This is a genomic window from Desulfonatronum parangueonense (genome assembly GCF_054656975.1).
The window spans coordinates 1-17,597 of record NZ_BAAHXH010000002.1; the positions used below are offsets into that span (position 1 = coordinate 1).

Sequence of the window (17,597 nt, forward strand, 5' to 3'; positions counted from 1 at the left end):
CCTCCAAACTCGCAGACAAGAAGGTCGTCGACATCATCAACAATGTTGAAGAATGTCTTCAATGTCCAAGCAACATGTTCGACTACGAACGGGGCTGCATATACATCCGCTGCCGCGACGACTCTGCCTTGGTCCAAAAAGAAGTGCAGGTACCCGCGTTTGTTCAACTCGTTGAGGCGGGCTAACAGGGCTGGACTGGCTTCGACGCCGAGAACCAACGGCGAATGCATCCGCACCAAAGGCGGGTCGGCCTGGTACCGGACAAAGACGATGGCGGTGCCGACACGTATGGCGATATCCCCGTCCTGATCAAAGGCTAAATCGTTGAGATTTGTACACCCCTGAACAGCGGACAACAGCCGTTGGCGCATTTGATCCGGGTCTTTGTCCGCTGGACGTGTCTTGCGCTTCACTTTCAGGTTGGGGAAGGCCAGGGAGTTCCGGTCCGCGTCGAAAGCGTCATATTCAAGCCAGCCAGGATGGGTCACCCGAAGGATCGCATCAAATGTCCTGACCGTCAGGTCCGCTACTGTATTGTACGCCACGGGCAGCGGGTGATCGATGAAAAAATTCGGCGAGCCTCCGGGATCATCTTCCGGCAATGCCTCCGGGGTCCTTGTCGGGCTGTTCCAGCCATTTTCCGTGAGCAGGGCAATCTGCTGTTCCGTAAGCTGATCGGACTTCAAAAGGTAGTGATTGCTCGTAGTTTCCATCCGCAGCCCGTACGCGCCTTGGCCGGCGAACTGGATGTACCGGTTGGATCGCTTGGCTTCAAGAATCAGGTACTGGTCCTCCTGCAATCCCGCGAGCACCTGGGCCAGGTTTTCGGCAAAAGCCGTCCAGACGGACGGCACGCATTGCGCCGCATCAATATTCTTCTCCAGCCGCTGTTGCATAAACCCTCCTTTGCTCAATGCCTTTGACCTCTTTGGGAACTCCTGACCAGCCTGGAGCCGCGGCCATTACCTCGTGCACCGTCAGTCGCTCTGAAGGCGCAAAGGTGCAGGACACGATCATTTGCCACAAGAATACCGCCTCTAACGGTCTTGGCTGTAATCCGGACATCCTGACCAAGCCCCAGGGCATCGAATGCCTCCATGGACGATTCAATGATCTCCTTGATAAAGGCTGCAGCTTGGTCGTTGGCAAACTGCTCTTGGTCCTTGGCCCCACGTTCCAGGGCGTCAATGGCAAAGCTGCGTACGATCTTTACATGAAGTCTTGCGTAGGTCTGGGCACTGTCGAAAGATTCCAAACCGACTGCCTTGCCATGCATCCCGAAAACCGCGCCCACCTGGTTTTCAACTGCAGGCAACGCTGACACATAGCCTTCTAGAAGATCCTCGGATTGCGCATAGGCATCAGCCATGGCCGCGGAAGGGGAATGCAAGGACATGCGCTCCATCTTTCGGGAGATGTTGTCCCACACATCTCGCTGATCCGCCTGCCTGGACCGGCTGGTCCTGATGTTCTCGGACACCTGAGACATTCTGGCCGCGCGGCCTTCGGCAAAATGCATTTGTCTGGTCGGAGCGAAGTCCATCCCGTCATGTCGCCATCTTCCGGCTTCAACGCAGGATACGGGAATTTTCATTTCACTTTTGGCAGATGCGAGGATGGTCAGGTTCATCACGCGGTTTTGTTTTGCCCCTCGGATCTCCTCACCATCCAGGAGTAGCACAGGACGTTCGCAGTGGTTGACGAACAGCAGTTGGTTGACGTTGCCCGACTCCGAAACCTCGTCCACATGGGCGCAGCCGGACTTCAGGGCCTCTTCCAGAAGCAGGTAGTCAGGGTCGGTTGATTCGCCGAAGAGCGGAACCATTGCCAATCCTTGAAATGCAACAACATCTCCCAGCTCAAACGACGACAATTTTTTCTTGATCGTTTCCATCTCCCTCTCCCTTTGGCTCTGTTCATCAACGGAATCCATACTTCCGAGGAAGATAAAATTTACACTGCCCCTGTTCCATAATCAGGAACGGAACCAAAATTATTTTATTCCAGAACGACAAGATGTTGCATGAGGGTCAAAAAAAGAGATTTGGACCCTCAAAAAATGCTTGCACTTGAGGGTGATTAGCGGTCATGTTCACGCCACCACAAAGGGGGGATCATGCCGCCGAAACACGATCAGTTCGCAAAGCCGGCCCAGAAGCTTCTTGGCCTCTTCGGGGCCTTGCTGTTCACTGGGAGGGAATATTCCTTGACCGGGTTGGCCACGATGCTCAATTGCTCCAAGCAGACCGTTCTGCGGATGATGGAAAGCATCGAGCGCAGCAGGGAGGTCAAAATTGAAAGCAGGCTCGCCTCCGACGGGCAGCGCTGGTACCGGGCCAAAGCCCCTCGAACAAAACCCTGCGTGTCCTTTTCGCCGGAACAGATCCAGCATCTGGTGCTGTGCCGGGACATGGTCATGCACCTCTTGCCCAAGGGGTTGCGCGACGAGATCGAGGGCACCATTGCCCGGTCCACGGTTCTGCTGCCGGACATGCAGGAACGATCTGAAGCCTTGATCTCCATGGCCCGTTCCATGGTCAAGGGCTCCATCGATTATACGCCGCATCAGGAAACCATTGAAAAGCTCTTCCTGTGCATTCGGGAGAAGGTTGTCTGCACCGTCGTTTACCAGGCCTCACCAGCTTCACCGGAGAAATGCCACAGCTTCGCGCCTTTGCGCATGGTTTCCTATCGCGAAGCCTTGTATGTCAGCGGGTTCAAGGTACCACACGAGGGCAGGCCGGAAATCGTCAACCCCATGACCCTGTGCGTGCATCGGATCAAGGATGTCGTTCCGACCATCAGGGTACATGATCACCATGCGGATCAGGCCAACGACGGATACTTCGGATTCCAGCGCGAAACCCCTTTCCGCGTGACAGTCAGGTTCAGCCCCGAGGTGGCAAACTATGTTCTGGAACGCACCTGGAGCGAGGATCAGAAGTGCACCCAACGCAAGAACGGGTCAGTGGTGCTGGAATTCACCGCCCAGAGCAGACCCGAGGTGGTCTCCTGGGTACTGGGCTTCGGCGGTCATGCGGAATTGATCAGGCCGAAGGACGTGAAAGAGGATATCATGAAGGAAGTCGCGCGAATGTATGCCTTATATCCGTTGGCGGAACAGGGAAGCGAGTAGCAGGTCCACAATCAGACGTCGAAACAGGAGAACTCTTCATGGGCGCAATGACCGCACAAATCCTGATCGGTTCCGGGCATCCCAATCACGACGGCATCGGGCCGAGTCACTACCTTTTTCTTTCAGAAAACAGCAGGCCGGCCTGGTTGCTGGTGGAACAGAACCTTTTCCAGTGCGCCAGGAACAGGAAGATTGTCTGGATTCCCACGGTAGAAGACATGCTTGAAGACGCCCTGTTGATGATCGCCGTGCATGTGGTCAAGGATCAGGAAGTTGTGGATTTGATTAAATCGCTCAACAATTCCGCGACATCCGACCGGTTGGAGATGTATGACAGTTTCGATGAAGCCCAGCGGAAGATGCTTTACGAGAAATGCCGCGCCGTCGCGTTGCCCAAACTGGTTCTGTCCGTTTTCCGGGGATCGTCAATATTGACCCAGTTGTCGGCCATCGATAACTACATGATGGACATTGAGGTCTGCGTTGCGGTCTATTCCAGGTTGTCGTCGCAGTGGTCACCGGACAGAAACATCCAGGGCAGCCTGAATGTCTTGCAGTACAGGTAGTTTTAATGAATATTCAAAGGGAAGGCTTGAATGCAGATGACAAGGAAAATCCCGGAACAGGACTGGAAGTATCTCTTTGCGATACGTGATGACCTTCTTCAGACATTATGCCGAAGGATCAATGCCGAGACCATGGGCATTCTGCGGGAACAGGGACTGACGGAGCATGAGCGGTATCTCAAGGCCTTCAAGCAAATCAAAAATGCAGATCAGGCAATCAGCAAATGTTTCGACGACTGGCGACGGTCGTCCATGCATATGACACTGATCAACCTTTGCCAGAACAAGCTGCTGACCCAGGAGCATCTTGATCATTTCACCAATGAAACAAGCGATTTTCTTCTGGGGATTATGCGGGATATGCCATGATTTTCGTGGCATTTTCCGGATCGCGCGAGATACAAAAAGATGCCATTGGGAATGCACAAGATACGGAAATCTTCCGGCCGGTTAGTTCCTCTTCATCAGCAAATTCAACAAACAAGGTGTCAAGTCATTCTCTGGGAATAAAATACAAGCACCCGCGTTCGGTGAATCTAAAACGGGAGGTACGTGATGCGCGTCGCCGTATTCAGCACCAAAAAGTATGACCAGGTATTTCTGGACGATGCAAACAAGCAGGCTGGCCATGAACTGCGCTATTTTGAGACACGGCTGACCTCGGAAACCTGTTCTCTGGTCCGTGGGTTCGACGCGGTCTGCGTGTTTGTCAATGATTCGGTGGACAGAACCGTCCTGCAGTGCATGGCTGAAGGTGGAGTAAAGCTCCTGGCGCTTCGTTCCGCCGGATTCAACCATGTCGACCTGAAGGCGGCGAAGGAATTCAATATTACAGTTGCCAGGGTGCCTGCCTATTCACCTCATGCCGTGGCAGAACATACATTGGCCCTTGTGCTGTCTTTGAACCGGCATATTCACAAGGCCTATAACCGCGTCCGCGAAAGAAACTTCGCCCTGGATGGGCTTTTGGGATTTGATATTCACGGGAAAACAGTGGGCGTCATCGGCACCGGACAGATTGGGTCGATCTTTACTAGGCTGATGTCCGGCTTCGGATGTGATCTGCTTGGATATTCTCCCCATCCCAGGGAAGAATGCCAAGCACTCGGCATGAAATACGTCCAGCTTGATGAGTTGTTTGAACGCTCCCACATTATCAGCCTGCACTGCCCGCTGACTCCTCAAACACGTCATCTGATCAACGGTGAGGCCATTTCCAAAATGCGCAAAGGGGTGATGATCATCAATACCAGCAGGGGAGCCATCGTTGATACCCGGGCGCTTATTAACGGCCTGAAAAGCGGCAAAATCGGCAGCGTGGGCCTGGATGTCTATGAAGAGGAAGCAGACCTCTTTTTCGAGGATCTATCTGACGAGGTGATCCAGGATGATGTGTTTGCTCGGCTCTTGACCTTTCCCAACGTCCTGATCACCGGACATCAGGGTTTCTTCACCGAAGAGGCCCTGCGCAACATCGCTGAAACCACTCTTGAAAACATCACCGCCTTTCAAACAGGCGGAGACAATATCCATTTGGTTATTCAAGAGCGGGTCAAGGGTTGATCATTTAGCTCTGCCCTGCGGTATGGTGAATCACGCCATTTGAAGCCACACAGTCCAGTGTGGGGCATCGCCATCATCCGCTTCACGCAGACAATAAATGAGACTATCAAGGGCGGTTAGACTTCAGACGCAACAATAGAAGGCCCTGATTCAGCTGTTTTGACAGGCAAAAGGGTTTTTGGATGAGCAAAGTTAAAAATAGCCACCCTTTTCATCATTTTGTCGGACAAATCACGCCCGGAAAATCGTTTGCATTCAACTCCGAAACTTTTGATGCCTTTGTAGATTTTTGTTCGCGGTCCTGGGAGCATACTTGGATTTTGATTGCCAAAGTTTGGGAAACGCAGTCTCAGCGAAGTAAAAAAATATTTTGATTATGGTTAGTTAGATGCCCTAAAGCACTGGAAGAGACAGCTTGCAATATGTGCGGACGATTTGGCCTGTGGGTCACCTTGATCATCCATGAACACTACGGCCTTTCCACGCTCGGAGAGCCAATCCTGCCAAGCTACAACATTGCGCCGGGGCAGGAAGTTATGGGGGTGCACCAAGATGCTTCTGGCCGCAGACTCGCCCGCTTTAAGTGGGGCTTGATTCCATCCTGGACCCGCGATCTGGCCAAAGCTACGAAGTGCATCAATGCCCGGTCCGAGACGGTTTGGGACAAGCCGTCTTTTCGTTCCGCCATACAGCACAGACGTTGCCTAATCCCGGCCAACGGGTTCCTGGAGTGGAAGAAGTCAGGAACCAAAAAGCAGCCATACTTGATTGGCTTCGAGAACCTGGAACTATTCTCCATGGCCGGAATCTGGGAGTCCTGGAAGAACCCGGCGACGGGTGAGGTTTTCGACTCCTGCGCCATCCTGACCACCAATGCCAACGAGACTGTGGCGGTCATCCATGACCGAATGCCGGTGATCATCAGACCCGAGGATTATCAAGCATGGCTTGATAATCCTCGGGTTCAGATCGACGCTCTACTTCAACCCTTCAACGCCATGCACACCTTGATGATGCCGATTAGCCCCAGGATAAACAGCCCGAAAAACAACGATCCGGAATGCATCGCTCCGGTTCTGCAACAGAATGCCACTCAAGGCTGAACATGCCACCTTCGAAGATCTTCGCCCTGATGGACTGCAATAATTTCTACGCTTCCTGCGAGCGGGCGTTCAACCCCAAGCTGCGGGGCAAGCCCATCGTGGTCCTGTCTAATAATGATGGATGCGTCATTGCCAGGTCCAACGAAGCAAAAGCCTTGGGCATCCCCATGGGCGCGCCGGCCTTCAAGTTCCAACCCTTGTTCAGGAAGCACGGCGTTTACGTGTTTTCCTCCAACTTCGCCCTGTACGGGGACATGTCCCGGCGGGTCATGGATACGGTTTCCCGGTTCACGCCGGACATGGAAATCTATTCCATTGACGAAGCATTCCTGCACCTGGACCTGATGCACGACCACCCCCTGGAACTGGCTCGCAAGATCAGGGCTACTGTTCTGCAATGGACTGGCATCCCGGTGTCCATCGGCATCGGCCCGACCAAGACTCTGGCCAAGGTTGCCAACCGGGTGGCCAAAAAGCAGCCGGAGCATGGCGGGGCTTTCAGCCTTGTGGATTATCCTGATCAGGACCGCATTCTGGCCGGCATCGACATTGAAGACATCTGGGGCATCGGGCGGCGATACAGCAAGAAGCTACGAGAGTTTGGCATTCGTAATGCCTTGCAATTCAGCAAGCTGGACAAGGACTGGGTGAGAAAACGGATGACCGTCTGCGGAATGCACACTCTGCTGGAACTTCAGGGCATCCCATGCATCCCACTTGAACAGACAGTGGCTACACCCAAGAGCATCGTCTGCTCACGGACCTTCGCCAAAGCCGTCACGGACAAGGAGCAGCTTGAGCAAATTCTTTCCGGGTATGCGGCTAGAGTAGGGGAGCGCCTTCGCGCTCAGGAATGCGTAGCTGGACAGGTCCAGGTTTTTGTGCTGACGGATCGCTTTCGTTTGGACAAGCCCCAGTACAGCAACGCAGCCACCGTCTCCTTGGCCGTGTCCTCATGCTACACGCCGGACATTATCCGGGCGTCCCTGAGAGCCTTGGAGCAGATTTTCAAGCCGGGCTACGAATACCGCAAAGCTGGGGTGATGGTTTTTGGCATCGAACGCGAACAGGGCCGTCGACTGCACCTGTTTGACCCGCCCCAAGAAGAACGCGCACGGAACAAGGCGGTGATGGACACCATGGACCGGATCAATGCCAAATGGGGCTCAATGACAATGCGACTCGGATCGGAAGGCACGGGAAAGCGCTGGGTTATGCGTCAGGCCCACCTGAGTCCGAGATACACGACGAACTGGAAGGAGTTGCCGAGGGTAAGTTAATGGAGGTCGTTAATGCAGAAGCGAATCTGCATCCCAACCCAATCATACCAGGACTGACAGCGCCTGCTCGTCTGCTCGTCGGTTACGATCTTCGAGTGCACTGGGGCAATTGCTTCAGGAAGGCTCCACTTCCATAAAGCAACTCTCCAGATATTGGTGCCGACTAAAGGCCATAGTCATCACGAAAAACAACGTCTTGATCTCTTTCCCTACTACCCAATCCATCAGGCGCAGGCCAGAGATCCAAAGTCCACTTGAGCCGCCTCTCCGCCTTTAAATCCAGAAAGATCATGGCCGAAGGTCCTGGCTGATGCGTCTGAAGAAATCGCTTCATTAATTTGTACGCACCGATAAAGCCATGATCACGCACCAAGCACTGATGAGTGGCTACCCCGGAGATGCCCAAGCTGGCCCACTGCAGAACCTGAGTTGCGTAAGGCTTTACCAGTGAGTTCCGACATTGTTGCTTCCCCTCCGGGTTTGGAAAGTTCGTCAATAACGTCATTAGCAGGAATATCCGCCCCTGGTTCCAACCATCCGTGCTCACTAGCAAGGCGCGTAACCTCGAAGCCTTGCTTCGTCCCATCAGACCATCCTTGGCTATTTGACGGTCCGTCTCCCCAAGCCGCATTCTGACAATGACATCGCATGTCTCGTGCACCGAAACCTCCTGTTTGCCATCATACTCCTCCTTTGTTGAATTCGGAGGGTGATAGCAGGTTGGGAAGATCGGAGAAGACGGTTCGATCAACAAAGTGGCTCTATTAATGCGGCCATCGACTGGACTCATTAGACCGGCCCTCAGGTGGCTCTATAGTGGTGGCCGCCAACACCCCCTGACTGAATCAACCCTTACGTCGGTCAATGCCAAGCCCACCAACTTCCCCGGCCGGAAAGTGTGGCATCTGACAACGCGATCCATTCGCAGTCGTGATATTTTCCCGTCATGTGAAAATGGAAATGAGCGAAGTACCACTTCTTCGGGCGCAAGCGCAAAAAAGCTTCATCAAGAACATCTCTTGTTGTATCATCAGTCATATCCCAACCTTCATCGAAATGAGGGCTGTTGTATTTATTTATGTCAAAAAAATTCGGTGCGGTGTGTGATATCACAATATCAGCCAAAAAAGGCAGCAATTTTATTGTTTCCATTGTCAACAATTCTTCATTGAACCAATTAATTCCTTCCGTTCCATATGGCCTGTCTACTGACCTGGCCCCACCCAAGAAACACGCTCTTTCACCGTTAGGCAGTTCAAGCACGCTTCCCCTAGGCATCCAGTAGACTTCCGGAGCTATCTCAAAAGGTTCAAGTTTGCTACCGGCAGCATGCCATTCTGAAAATAGTGTTGAAAAATCCTCGTGATTGCCATCGCAAAAATAGATCGGAACGCGTCGACCGTCTGGAAGTGTATTTGGGACCCGAAGCGCGGGGTAATGCTTTTCGGGAAAGTATCCAAAATCACCACATTGAATGATGATGTCAGGGACTTGTTGATTGATAAAGTAGTTCAGAAGATCAAAATACTCATGTAGATCCCCGACTATTGCAATTTTACTCATAAAATCACCACAATGATGTGAATCATGTAATGCAGCAGCTAAGGGCTAAAGGTTTTTGTTCAAGAGTAATTTCTGGAAATGCCGTTGATGTTTAGCAGCTGTGTGAATGGAGGGCAGTAACTTGGTATCCTGTCAGCTTGCCCAAAGAAGTATTTCGTCATCTGCTTCGAACAAAGATTAAGTCACAAGACCGCATCAATCAACTCACTGACCTTCCTCCCCAAAATTCAAGAATGTCTCAACGTTTGGTTTTCAAAAAAATATAAAGAATTAAAATATTTGACTGTGCTTTTATAGATCGGACTATGTGAAGGATCACATTCAGAATTTGCCTATCTTGGTCTGCTAAGAACAGCTGCTGAAAAATATAATTTTCCAATGCTAAAAAATTCTGAGCATCGTAAATATGTGTGCGGTATAATCTTTTTTATTTAATTTATTCAATGGTTCATTTCAGACTCATAAGTATAAAATTTGCTCACAGATAATTATACACAGAGAACATAAGAGCATTGCGCTTGTGAAAGCGCTATATGAAAAATAAAATTTGAAATTTATAATCAATAAAAAAATAATGTTTTATATATAATTTGATAAGTTATGTATTGTAAATATGGCAAAAAAAATAAATATAAAATAGAAGTACAAATTTACTATTGACATAATGCAACAAGTATGATAAGATGAGGCCGGGTGTTCTATAAATATTAACATTAACACGGAGGTTGAACATGTCTATTGAAAAAGAAATTAGAGATTACATTATGGAAAACTCAAGAAAAGATAGTAAAAAGGATCGTAATTTTGAGCTAGTTGCGTATCACTATGGATTCCGAGATCAAGCCTGGCCAACCTACGATGTGACAAAAAGTAAGTTCGATATAGGTACCAAAGAAGCAGTCAGGATTATCTTGAACAGATATGCTCGCTCAATAACGAATACATATAAAATTCCTTCTGTTTATCACATCATTGATTTGATATCTAGCAAAGATTATTGGGTGTGCTCTGAACTAATGGAAAATATAAAGAAAACGGGATTGGTTGGAGACAATTTTAGCATACGTGGACTTCTTAATCTTTTTAGTGATTTAAAAATTGATCATGAGTATGAAATATATGATTGTGATTTGCAAAAATCATCAAGAAGAATTATTGATAATGTAGATAAAACATTTGTAATATCAGATAAAATAATTGAAAAAATGCAAGGTTTGTATAGCTTAGTTGTTAAGTTGCCTGGGCAATGCGGCATAGCTAATATCAACTATTTAAAGAATTACCTTGTTGACAACGAGATGTATAGATTAATTTGTCTTCTTATTCAAAAGTCTGAAAATGCATGGTGTTTAGAAGAAGGCGAAGGGTTGTGGTATATATTAGAAAATAGAGAAAACACATTAAATAATTATAGCTCAAAGTTATTCGGTGTTGTAGATGTTGTAGATTATGAAAAGCTTTCAGATTGTTATAAAAAAGCTTTGCATGGCAGAAAGTGTGAATACCCATATCCGCCTAGAAGAGTAATCAAAGAATACATTAGAACATCCAAAAAATTTACGATTAAGAATAATGGTGCGCATTATTTGGGAGAGATTCGAGAGCTATGTGATATCGAGAAGTCTGTGGTGGATTACTTACAAGAAAAAGAACAAGTCTCACATGCGGAAATTCGTGATTACTTGTTAACAAATGGATATACGATACCATATATCAACAAAGCTGTGTTTTTTTCACCGCTCGTTTACGTTGATAAATCTTTAGGTAAAGGCTCGCATATGTATAGTTTTGTTGGAAATTCAAAATATAATAATTGTACGAGAGAAATATTGCGTATCAAATACAATAAGAGGTTGAGTAAAATCTATAACAAAGGAAGTGATATTAATTCGAAATCAAAAATAAGGAGAGAACAGTCTATCTTGAAAGATTATATTTTTAGCGGCAAGGACCATGTGCGCTGTGCAATTTGTGGTAAGAATTTTATGAGAGATTCGATTGTTGCTGCTCATAAAAAGAAAAGAAGATATTGTACAGAAAAGGAAAGATTAGATATTAATATAGTTATGCCTCTGTGTAAATTTGGTTGTGATCATCTGTATGAAAACAGATATTTAATTGTTGTCGATGGAAAAGTTGTTGCTAATAAGGTTGATGAATTACTAGCTTCTGAGGCAAAAAAGGTTCGTGAGCTGGACGGTAGAAACTTGCAAAAATTTTGGCTTCAAGGTGATAAATCATATTTTGATAACTGAATTGCTACTATCAAGACTTATAAACGAAATCGACATTTTTTTTAAACATTAAAAGCCCGGAACAGCAAATGGCTGTTCCGGGGGGAATCAGAGTACTCATGTAGATGTGCAGAATTCAATTGTATCGACGCGGGTCAATCCTTCGCTTCGTAATCTCCCGCGTGTTTCGTGGACACTATATTTCCCACCTCTGTCAGCCTGTTCGGTGCCTCGTGGCCACCCACAAAAGGGAATTGCTTTTCTTGCTCGAAGCCTAGCCAATAAGATTTCAACACGTTTACAACATGATAACAACACAAAAACAACATGAATATTATTTCATAATCACCTTTTATTTCAAGTATTTAATATTTCCTGAGCCTGAACAATCAACATGAAAACAACTTGAAAAACACATGATAATAACGTGTTGCTACTCGCTCCAGGAGCGATCAAGCTCCGGAATGCAGAGGATAACCTGCGCTTGCCAGAACTTCAAACCGAGTTAACCAACTGTTTGCCCTCACGCAGCAACTCCACAACCACTGTCAGGAGGCGGTCAAGGCGATCATAGAAGCAGTTGCCGAACCACGGCACAATCCTGAGATGGCCCGTCCCTGTTTGCGTTAGCTTCTTTTGGGCCGTGATCCCGTTTCCCTTGATCAGTGCGTGTTATGTATGCCAAGGAAGACATGCCCACGGACTCTTTGCCACATTACAAGCCATAGTGACCGTTTGCCCTCAACGCTCAGAAACTTTTGAGGAGCTTTTTTGGATTACGGCACCATTGATATATTATCCTATATTTCGATTTCTCAGATAGAATGATCCACAGGACTAGCGACGACGCAGGCCAGAAATACATTTAGTTCATAGATTTTATGAAGATGCCAGACTGCCGACAATACTCGTCCTGGGGGGGCCGCTTGATAGCCATTTGTCTATGTGTTCAAGCCAGAAATTGATCTTTTCGGGATTAGATGCTCTGCGATTGATAGCTGCTGCCATTTCGAATCCTTCTCGCAGGTTGGTGAGAGGATTACTATGGCATAATCGGAACGCGTGCGGAAGAAGTACCTGTTCTAACGCTTACGTTTAAACGTTTAGTTTCCCTTGAAGAATTCGTTGACATACCACTGAAGCTCGCCATCGTCGGTCAAAACCATTTTCAAAAGCCGCACAGAACCGAGCAGACGCCCGATATGCTCAAGCTTGTCCGTCAGGCGGGAGGTGTCGTATTTCCTCATTTCGGCCTTCAGCAGGTCGCCTTTGTGTTCGACTCGGAACCCCATCCTTTGGAGGATCATGGCCATCAGTTGGGCTCTTCTCGTTCGTCGACCAATGTCAGCGGCTCCGCCCTTGAAGGTGAAAGTCACGAAATTCGAATTGACCTGCTCAGAGCAAAAGGAATCTATGGTAGCGAAGTGGCAGCCGAGTCGGGCGTTGAAATTGAGATACCTTTTTGAAATTATGGCATAATTCGGCTCTGTCAGTACGTCGCGTTTATGAAAATCGTTCGCCACAGCTCTTGAAATCGCCGACTCCAACGACCTCGGGTTTTCCAACAATGGACCAGACCATTGCACGCCCTCATGGGTCACGCCCTTGAGCAGGGCCTTAAAAGGGATGGAAGAGATATCTTTCGCCGCGATATCGATCGAATCTTTCACGAAGATTTCTTTTTTTTCGATTCCCCCGCCGAGATCCAAAACATATGCGTTAAGCGGCGTATCGCGAATTTTTCTTCCTATTCGTCCAATATTGTCCTTGAGCCCGTCTCCCAAATGAAACATCTCATGCATTGCCATTTCGTGAGCGAACCGGATGACGTCGTGCAGTGAAGTGCAGCCTTCTGGTACGAACTCAGAGCTTCGCGGGTCCAGAAGATTCAGGGGAACAACCTTTTTCAGCACCCCGCGGACGTGGATATACACAGGACTGTCCGCGATCAGATTGACCGGAGCCTTGTTCCTGAGAACTGCTGACACCTGATCTTTGTAGATGGTTCTGCGGGTGGCGTCCAAGGTGATGGTTTCTCCGGATCGAATAGTCGCTGTCCCGGTTTCGGTCCCGACCAGCGTCGGAATCTTGAATTCCCTGGCAACGGAAGCCATGTGGCCGGTGACGCTGCCCACATCCGTCACAATTCCCTTGACCCTGCTCATGGCCGGAACGAGCGTCGGCGAGGTCTGCCGAGCCACGAGAATGCAGCCTTCCGGTATATCGGCCAGGCTTTTGTCATCCTCTAGAACATAGGCCGGTGCGCAGGCCGCGCCGGGAGCCGCGGTCATCCCCGCGTGAATCAGGATATGCTCTTTGGGGACATGGACGTCTTGTTCCAACTCCACGACCGGAACATCGCCCGCAACTCTCTGCAGAGGGCGGGCTTGAAGGATGATGATCTTGCCGGCTTTATCCAGTGCCCATTCAATATCCAAAGGCGAATCGAAGTATTCCTCCAGCTTCAACCCATAATAGGTCAAGGTGCGCAACTGATCCGCGCTCAGACACGCGACGGATTGTCTGGCCGATGGCACCGTGATCAGGCGTAGATGTTGTTCGCGCCCCATGACCAACATGCTGTCCTTTTTGGCGATCTCCTCCACCAATGCCGACTTGCTCTCCCGGCAGATCCGCCAATAATCCGTTCTCGCCGATCCATCCACGATGCTGACCCCCAATCCCCAATTGGCATTGATGCAGATGTCGTCGGCCAAGTGATAATTCGGGTCAATGGTATACATACAGCCGCTGGACACGGCATCAACCATGATCATGCACAGAACGCTCATCAGGTCATCGATGTCCCGGTATCCTTTCTCGCGCCGGTATAAGACCGCTCTGGGGTTATATATCCCGGCCACAACCTCCTTGTAGGCAAAAAGAAGATTTTCGACAGAAACGTTCAAGACGCTGTCGTATTGCCCGGCGAAGGAAGACAATATGAAATCTTCTGCGCTGGCGCTGCTGCGGACGGCGAAACGTACATTGCCGCCAAAATCTCCAGCCAAGACACCGGCTTCATGGAGGACGGCCTCTGAAATTTCGTCAGGTAACGGTGAGCCAAGAATCAATGCTTTGATATCATTGCAAACCGCTTCAAGGCGCTTCATGTCGCGGACGTCGAGATGCCGCAGCTTCCGGCTGACCTTTTCGTAGATTCCCATCTGCTTCAAAAAGTGGTGACAGGAATAGGCCGTGACCACAAACCCCTTTGGGGTCGGCAAGTGAACCCGATTTGAAATATCAGCCAAATTGGCCGCCTTGTTGCCTACCAGGGCGCTTTTCTCTCGGCTCAAATTGGTCAGAGAGATGGTCCAGTTGCTCTTTTCCAGTTTTTGTCGCCCGCGAAGTTCCTTGAGAACAGATCGGCCGATCCTGTCGGCGATACTTTTCAGACCAGCATGCCTGTTCAAAGACAGTACATGCAGGTCGGATGAAAGATCCCGGACAATCGCCACGAGTTGCTCACAGTGAGCGACAACATCATTGTAATCGAACGTGTCCGGATTGAGCATCATGTCTTCAACGTCGTTGATAACTTTGAGCGCGGAATTATTTTTTTCCAATAGATCCTTGAACACCTTGTACCGTTTCGCAAAAACACCCGTTTTGTTTTCGGTTTTTGCAGCGAATCCAGGCAACTCTCTGAGAGATGTGGTCATTTCATCCTCCTTCCATTATTTGATAATCCAACGTATTCATTCATACTGGAACAAGGCTGCTGTTCCGCCTCGCACCCTGCTTGTTCGCCTCGTATTTTCCCTGGTCAACTGGATAGTCCCAAGAGCCGCTTCTCAGCTCAACCTTGCCTCCAAAGCCTGTCTTGAACCGGTACAGTCCATGAAACCGATGACGCGGATCCAAACCCGGCGATACTCCTCCCATGTCGTAGGCCGTGCATCCATTATCTCTTGCGTAGAGCATGGCTTCCCAGTGCAAGAGATATGGAGCCATGAAGTTGCGTTTTATATCCGCTGAAGCACCGTAAAGATAATACGCGATCCGCCCTGATACGGCGACGATGGCTCCGGCCAGAAGATCACTGCCATGGTGCGCCAGCAGCAAGGAAACTTCCGAGTTCTTCTGATTGCGGGCTTGAACGAGGAACATAGTCGCAAACTTTGAATATTCTTGAATGAAAAAGCCATTCCGCAATGCGGTTTGCCGGTAGAGATCATAAAATGCCGGAAGTCGCTCCATGGACGTTCTCTGGACCAGGACATCCTTGCGTCGGGCCAAGCCGATATTATACCGAGTCTTGGGTTTCATGCGCGAAAGGATTGTTTGCTCTGAGCCACTGATCTCTACAACCAGAGAACTGGGTACGGACATGTCCATGGGCGCTTTCCTCAACTTCCATTTTTGTGTTCCCATGTTCATTCGCAATTCCTGAAGCCTGATTTCGGGAAAAGCACTCCATCCATTCTTCTGCATTTCCTCGGCATACGGAGACACCCAAGGCAGGTCAAAGCGGATAAAGGCGATGTCTTGATCAAAATTATCAATCAAAGACTCGGATAAGTTCTCGAGAAACGGCCCGTATTCGTCAATTCTCGGAGCGAACTCTGGACCTTGGGGAATGCAGGCGAACAGGTCATTGTCTTTGTTTCGCTGGATAAGCACCAAAACATAACCCCAGTTTTTTGATGAAACGATTTCGTAAGCCAAGGTCTGCAATCCACTTTTCTTTTTAACCTGTGCCCAATATCGGCTTTGATAAAGAATGTTTGTTGGGTAAAGATCGCAGGTACTTTTCGAAGAAAGATGAATCATTTAATGTACTCCTTCTTTATGTTTTTCAAGAAAACAAAAAAATGGGCTCCGGTAAAAACCGAAGCCCATCATGCAAAAAAGTGCAAAATTTTTGTCGAGAAAAATTAGATCAATCTTATACTTGCAATTCAAACAAAGCAAGCTTGCCGGAATTAATTATTTTTAAAACAAAATGTTTCGCTTTGATTATTTTATTGTTGTTTTAGAACCTCTTAATCCTTTGTAAAATCAGATCTTGATGAAGTCAAACAGAAACATGAAACAAAAAAGCACCATCCCCACATCTTCAATTTCTTTTGTTGAAAAACCAAGACCACGGTTTTACAGGCTGATACTGTGAGAAAAGCCATATGACGATACAATCACCCAAGAGATGCAAGCCGCCCACTTTTTCCCGTAGGTGTTTTCTTGCCGTATCCATCGCCCCTTTTGTGACCCTGACAGTTAGAACACCTTCGGAATCAACGGAAAAAAGCGTTCCGGGAAACAACCCGCAGCAGCAGCACGGAAGTATGGAAATATGCCTTCAGTCGGCATAGCCCTGGGATCCGGGGGAGCCAACGGGCTGGCGCATATTCCCATGCTTGAGGTCCTGGATGAATTGAACATAGTCCCCAGAATGATTTCCGGTTCCAGCATCGGGGCCGTTGTTGGCGCCCTCTACGCCGCTGGACTTTCAGGAGCGGAACTGCGCAGGCTGATGACCGACATCTCGTCCAAAGACAGGCACATAATATGTTCCTTGCTTAAAGGGGGCGAGGGATTGAGTCTGTTCGACTTGATTCGCCCCGACCTGGACGATGGAGGACTGACTAGATAGTCAGGGGGTTCTCGATTTCCTGCACAAAAAAATTCGGGTCTATACCTTTGAGGAACTGGCCATTCCCCTGAAGATAGTGGCAGCGGACTATTGGAAACGGGAACAGGTGGTCCTGGATCAAGGCCCGCTGATCCCTGCTGTCAAAGTCAGCATGGCCGTCCCAGGGCTGTTCGCCCCTGTTTCGTTGAACGGAAGGCTGCTGGTGGATGGCGGGACGGTGAATCCGCTGCCCTTTGATTTGCTTCAAGGGAAGTGCGACATAATCGTGGCCGTGGATGTTTCCGGTGACGTTGCCGAGCCGGGTGAGGGCAAGCCCGATGTGCTGGATTCCCTTTTCAACCTTTGAAATCATGCAACGGTCCATTGTCACGGAAAAAAATGAAGCACATCCAGCCGGACATCTTGCTCAGACCGAAAACCTCCGGAGTCCGCCTCTTGCACTTCCATAAAGCCGAACAAATATTTTCCCAGTCCGCGTCGGCCGCCGATGAATTCAAGTCTGCTCTACTCGGATTATTGGACTAGTAGTATGTTTTAACCAGCACTTTTCTTGTGA

Annotated in this window: 13 protein-coding genes and 1 pseudogene; 9 read left to right on the forward strand and 5 right to left on the reverse strand. The window is 49.0% G+C overall.

Translation table 11 applies throughout. From position 1 onward, the window contains the following. A partial coding sequence (locus tag ACYQ15_RS00150) for a T3SS (YopN, CesT) and YbjN peptide-binding chaperone 1 (RefSeq protein ID WP_459935522.1) occupies positions 1-896 on the reverse strand: 896 nt, incomplete at its 3' end. Positions 897-910: 14 nt separating this feature from the next. Then, positions 911-1,894: an ARPP-1 family domain-containing protein gene (locus ACYQ15_RS00155; RefSeq protein WP_459935523.1), complete on the reverse strand. Its 984-nt coding sequence runs from the start codon at positions 1,892-1,894 to the stop codon at positions 911-913. Positions 1,895-2,116: 222 nt separating this feature from the next. Here ACYQ15_RS00155 and ACYQ15_RS00160 point away from each other — a divergent pair, with 222 nt between their 5' ends. The 6 genes from ACYQ15_RS00160 to ACYQ15_RS00185 all read left to right on the forward strand — a co-directional run bounded on the left by ACYQ15_RS00160 (position 2,117) and on the right by ACYQ15_RS00185 (position 7,648). Further along, positions 2,117-3,136 carry a helix-turn-helix transcriptional regulator gene (locus tag ACYQ15_RS00160; RefSeq protein ID WP_459935524.1) on the forward strand — a complete coding sequence of 340 codons (1,020 nt, stop codon included), beginning with the start codon at positions 2,117-2,119 and terminating at the stop codon, positions 3,134-3,136. 38 nt (positions 3,137-3,174) lie between these two features. Further along, complete coding sequence (locus ACYQ15_RS00165) at positions 3,175-3,702, forward strand: hypothetical protein (protein ID WP_459935525.1); 528 nt, start codon at positions 3,175-3,177, stop codon at positions 3,700-3,702. 30 nt (positions 3,703-3,732) lie between these two features. Beyond that, positions 3,733-4,071 carry a hypothetical protein gene (locus ACYQ15_RS00170; protein WP_459935526.1) on the forward strand — a complete coding sequence of 113 codons (339 nt, stop codon included), beginning with the start codon at positions 3,733-3,735 and terminating at the stop codon, positions 4,069-4,071. Positions 4,072-4,257: 186 nt separating this feature from the next. After that, the gene (locus tag ACYQ15_RS00175) at positions 4,258-5,265 is read left to right on the forward strand and encodes a 2-hydroxyacid dehydrogenase (protein WP_459935527.1); all 1,008 of its coding nucleotides are present in this window, start codon (positions 4,258-4,260) and stop codon (positions 5,263-5,265) included. Positions 5,266-5,687: 422 nt separating this feature from the next. Further along, positions 5,688-6,368: an SOS response-associated peptidase gene (locus ACYQ15_RS00180; protein ID WP_459935528.1), complete on the forward strand. Its 681-nt coding sequence runs from the start codon at positions 5,688-5,690 to the stop codon at positions 6,366-6,368. Between the two features lie 2 nt (positions 6,369-6,370). Further along, entirely contained in the window at positions 6,371-7,648 is a 1,278-nt protein-coding gene (locus tag ACYQ15_RS00185) for a Y-family DNA polymerase (protein WP_459935529.1), read from the forward strand. Between the two features lie 861 nt (positions 7,649-8,509). Here the strand turns inward: ACYQ15_RS00185 and ACYQ15_RS00190 are convergent. Next, positions 8,510-9,211, reverse strand: coding sequence for a metallophosphoesterase family protein (locus ACYQ15_RS00190; RefSeq protein ID WP_459935530.1), 702 nt, complete (start codon positions 9,209-9,211; stop codon positions 8,510-8,512). Positions 9,212-9,942: 731 nt separating this feature from the next. On the opposite strand from ACYQ15_RS00190, the gene ACYQ15_RS00195 reads away from it, so the two are divergent. Then, on the forward strand, positions 9,943-11,466 hold the full coding sequence (locus ACYQ15_RS00195) for a hypothetical protein (protein WP_459935531.1): 1,524 nt from the start codon (positions 9,943-9,945) through the stop codon (positions 11,464-11,466). A gap of 1,082 nt (positions 11,467-12,548) precedes the next feature. On the opposite strand, the gene ACYQ15_RS00200 is transcribed toward ACYQ15_RS00195, so the two are convergent. After that, entirely contained in the window at positions 12,549-15,110 is a 2,562-nt protein-coding gene (locus ACYQ15_RS00200; RefSeq protein WP_459935532.1) for a PEP/pyruvate-binding domain-containing protein, read from the reverse strand. Positions 15,111-15,150: 40 nt separating this feature from the next. Next, entirely contained in the window at positions 15,151-16,221 is a 1,071-nt protein-coding gene (locus tag ACYQ15_RS00205) for a lipid II:glycine glycyltransferase FemX (protein WP_459935533.1), read from the reverse strand. Positions 16,222-16,741: 520 nt separating this feature from the next. On the opposite strand from ACYQ15_RS00205, the gene ACYQ15_RS00210 reads away from it, so the two are divergent. Both ACYQ15_RS00210 and ACYQ15_RS00215 read left to right on the forward strand, forming a co-directional pair. Then, a complete protein-coding gene (locus tag ACYQ15_RS00210; RefSeq protein ID WP_459935534.1) occupies positions 16,742-17,041 on the forward strand; it encodes a patatin-like phospholipase family protein in 300 nt (99 codons plus the stop codon). Positions 17,042-17,057: 16 nt separating this feature from the next. Then, a pseudogene (locus tag ACYQ15_RS00215) lies at positions 17,058-17,387 on the forward strand (patatin-like phospholipase family protein); the annotation flags it as partial. Positions 17,388-17,597: the final 210 nt, after the last annotated feature.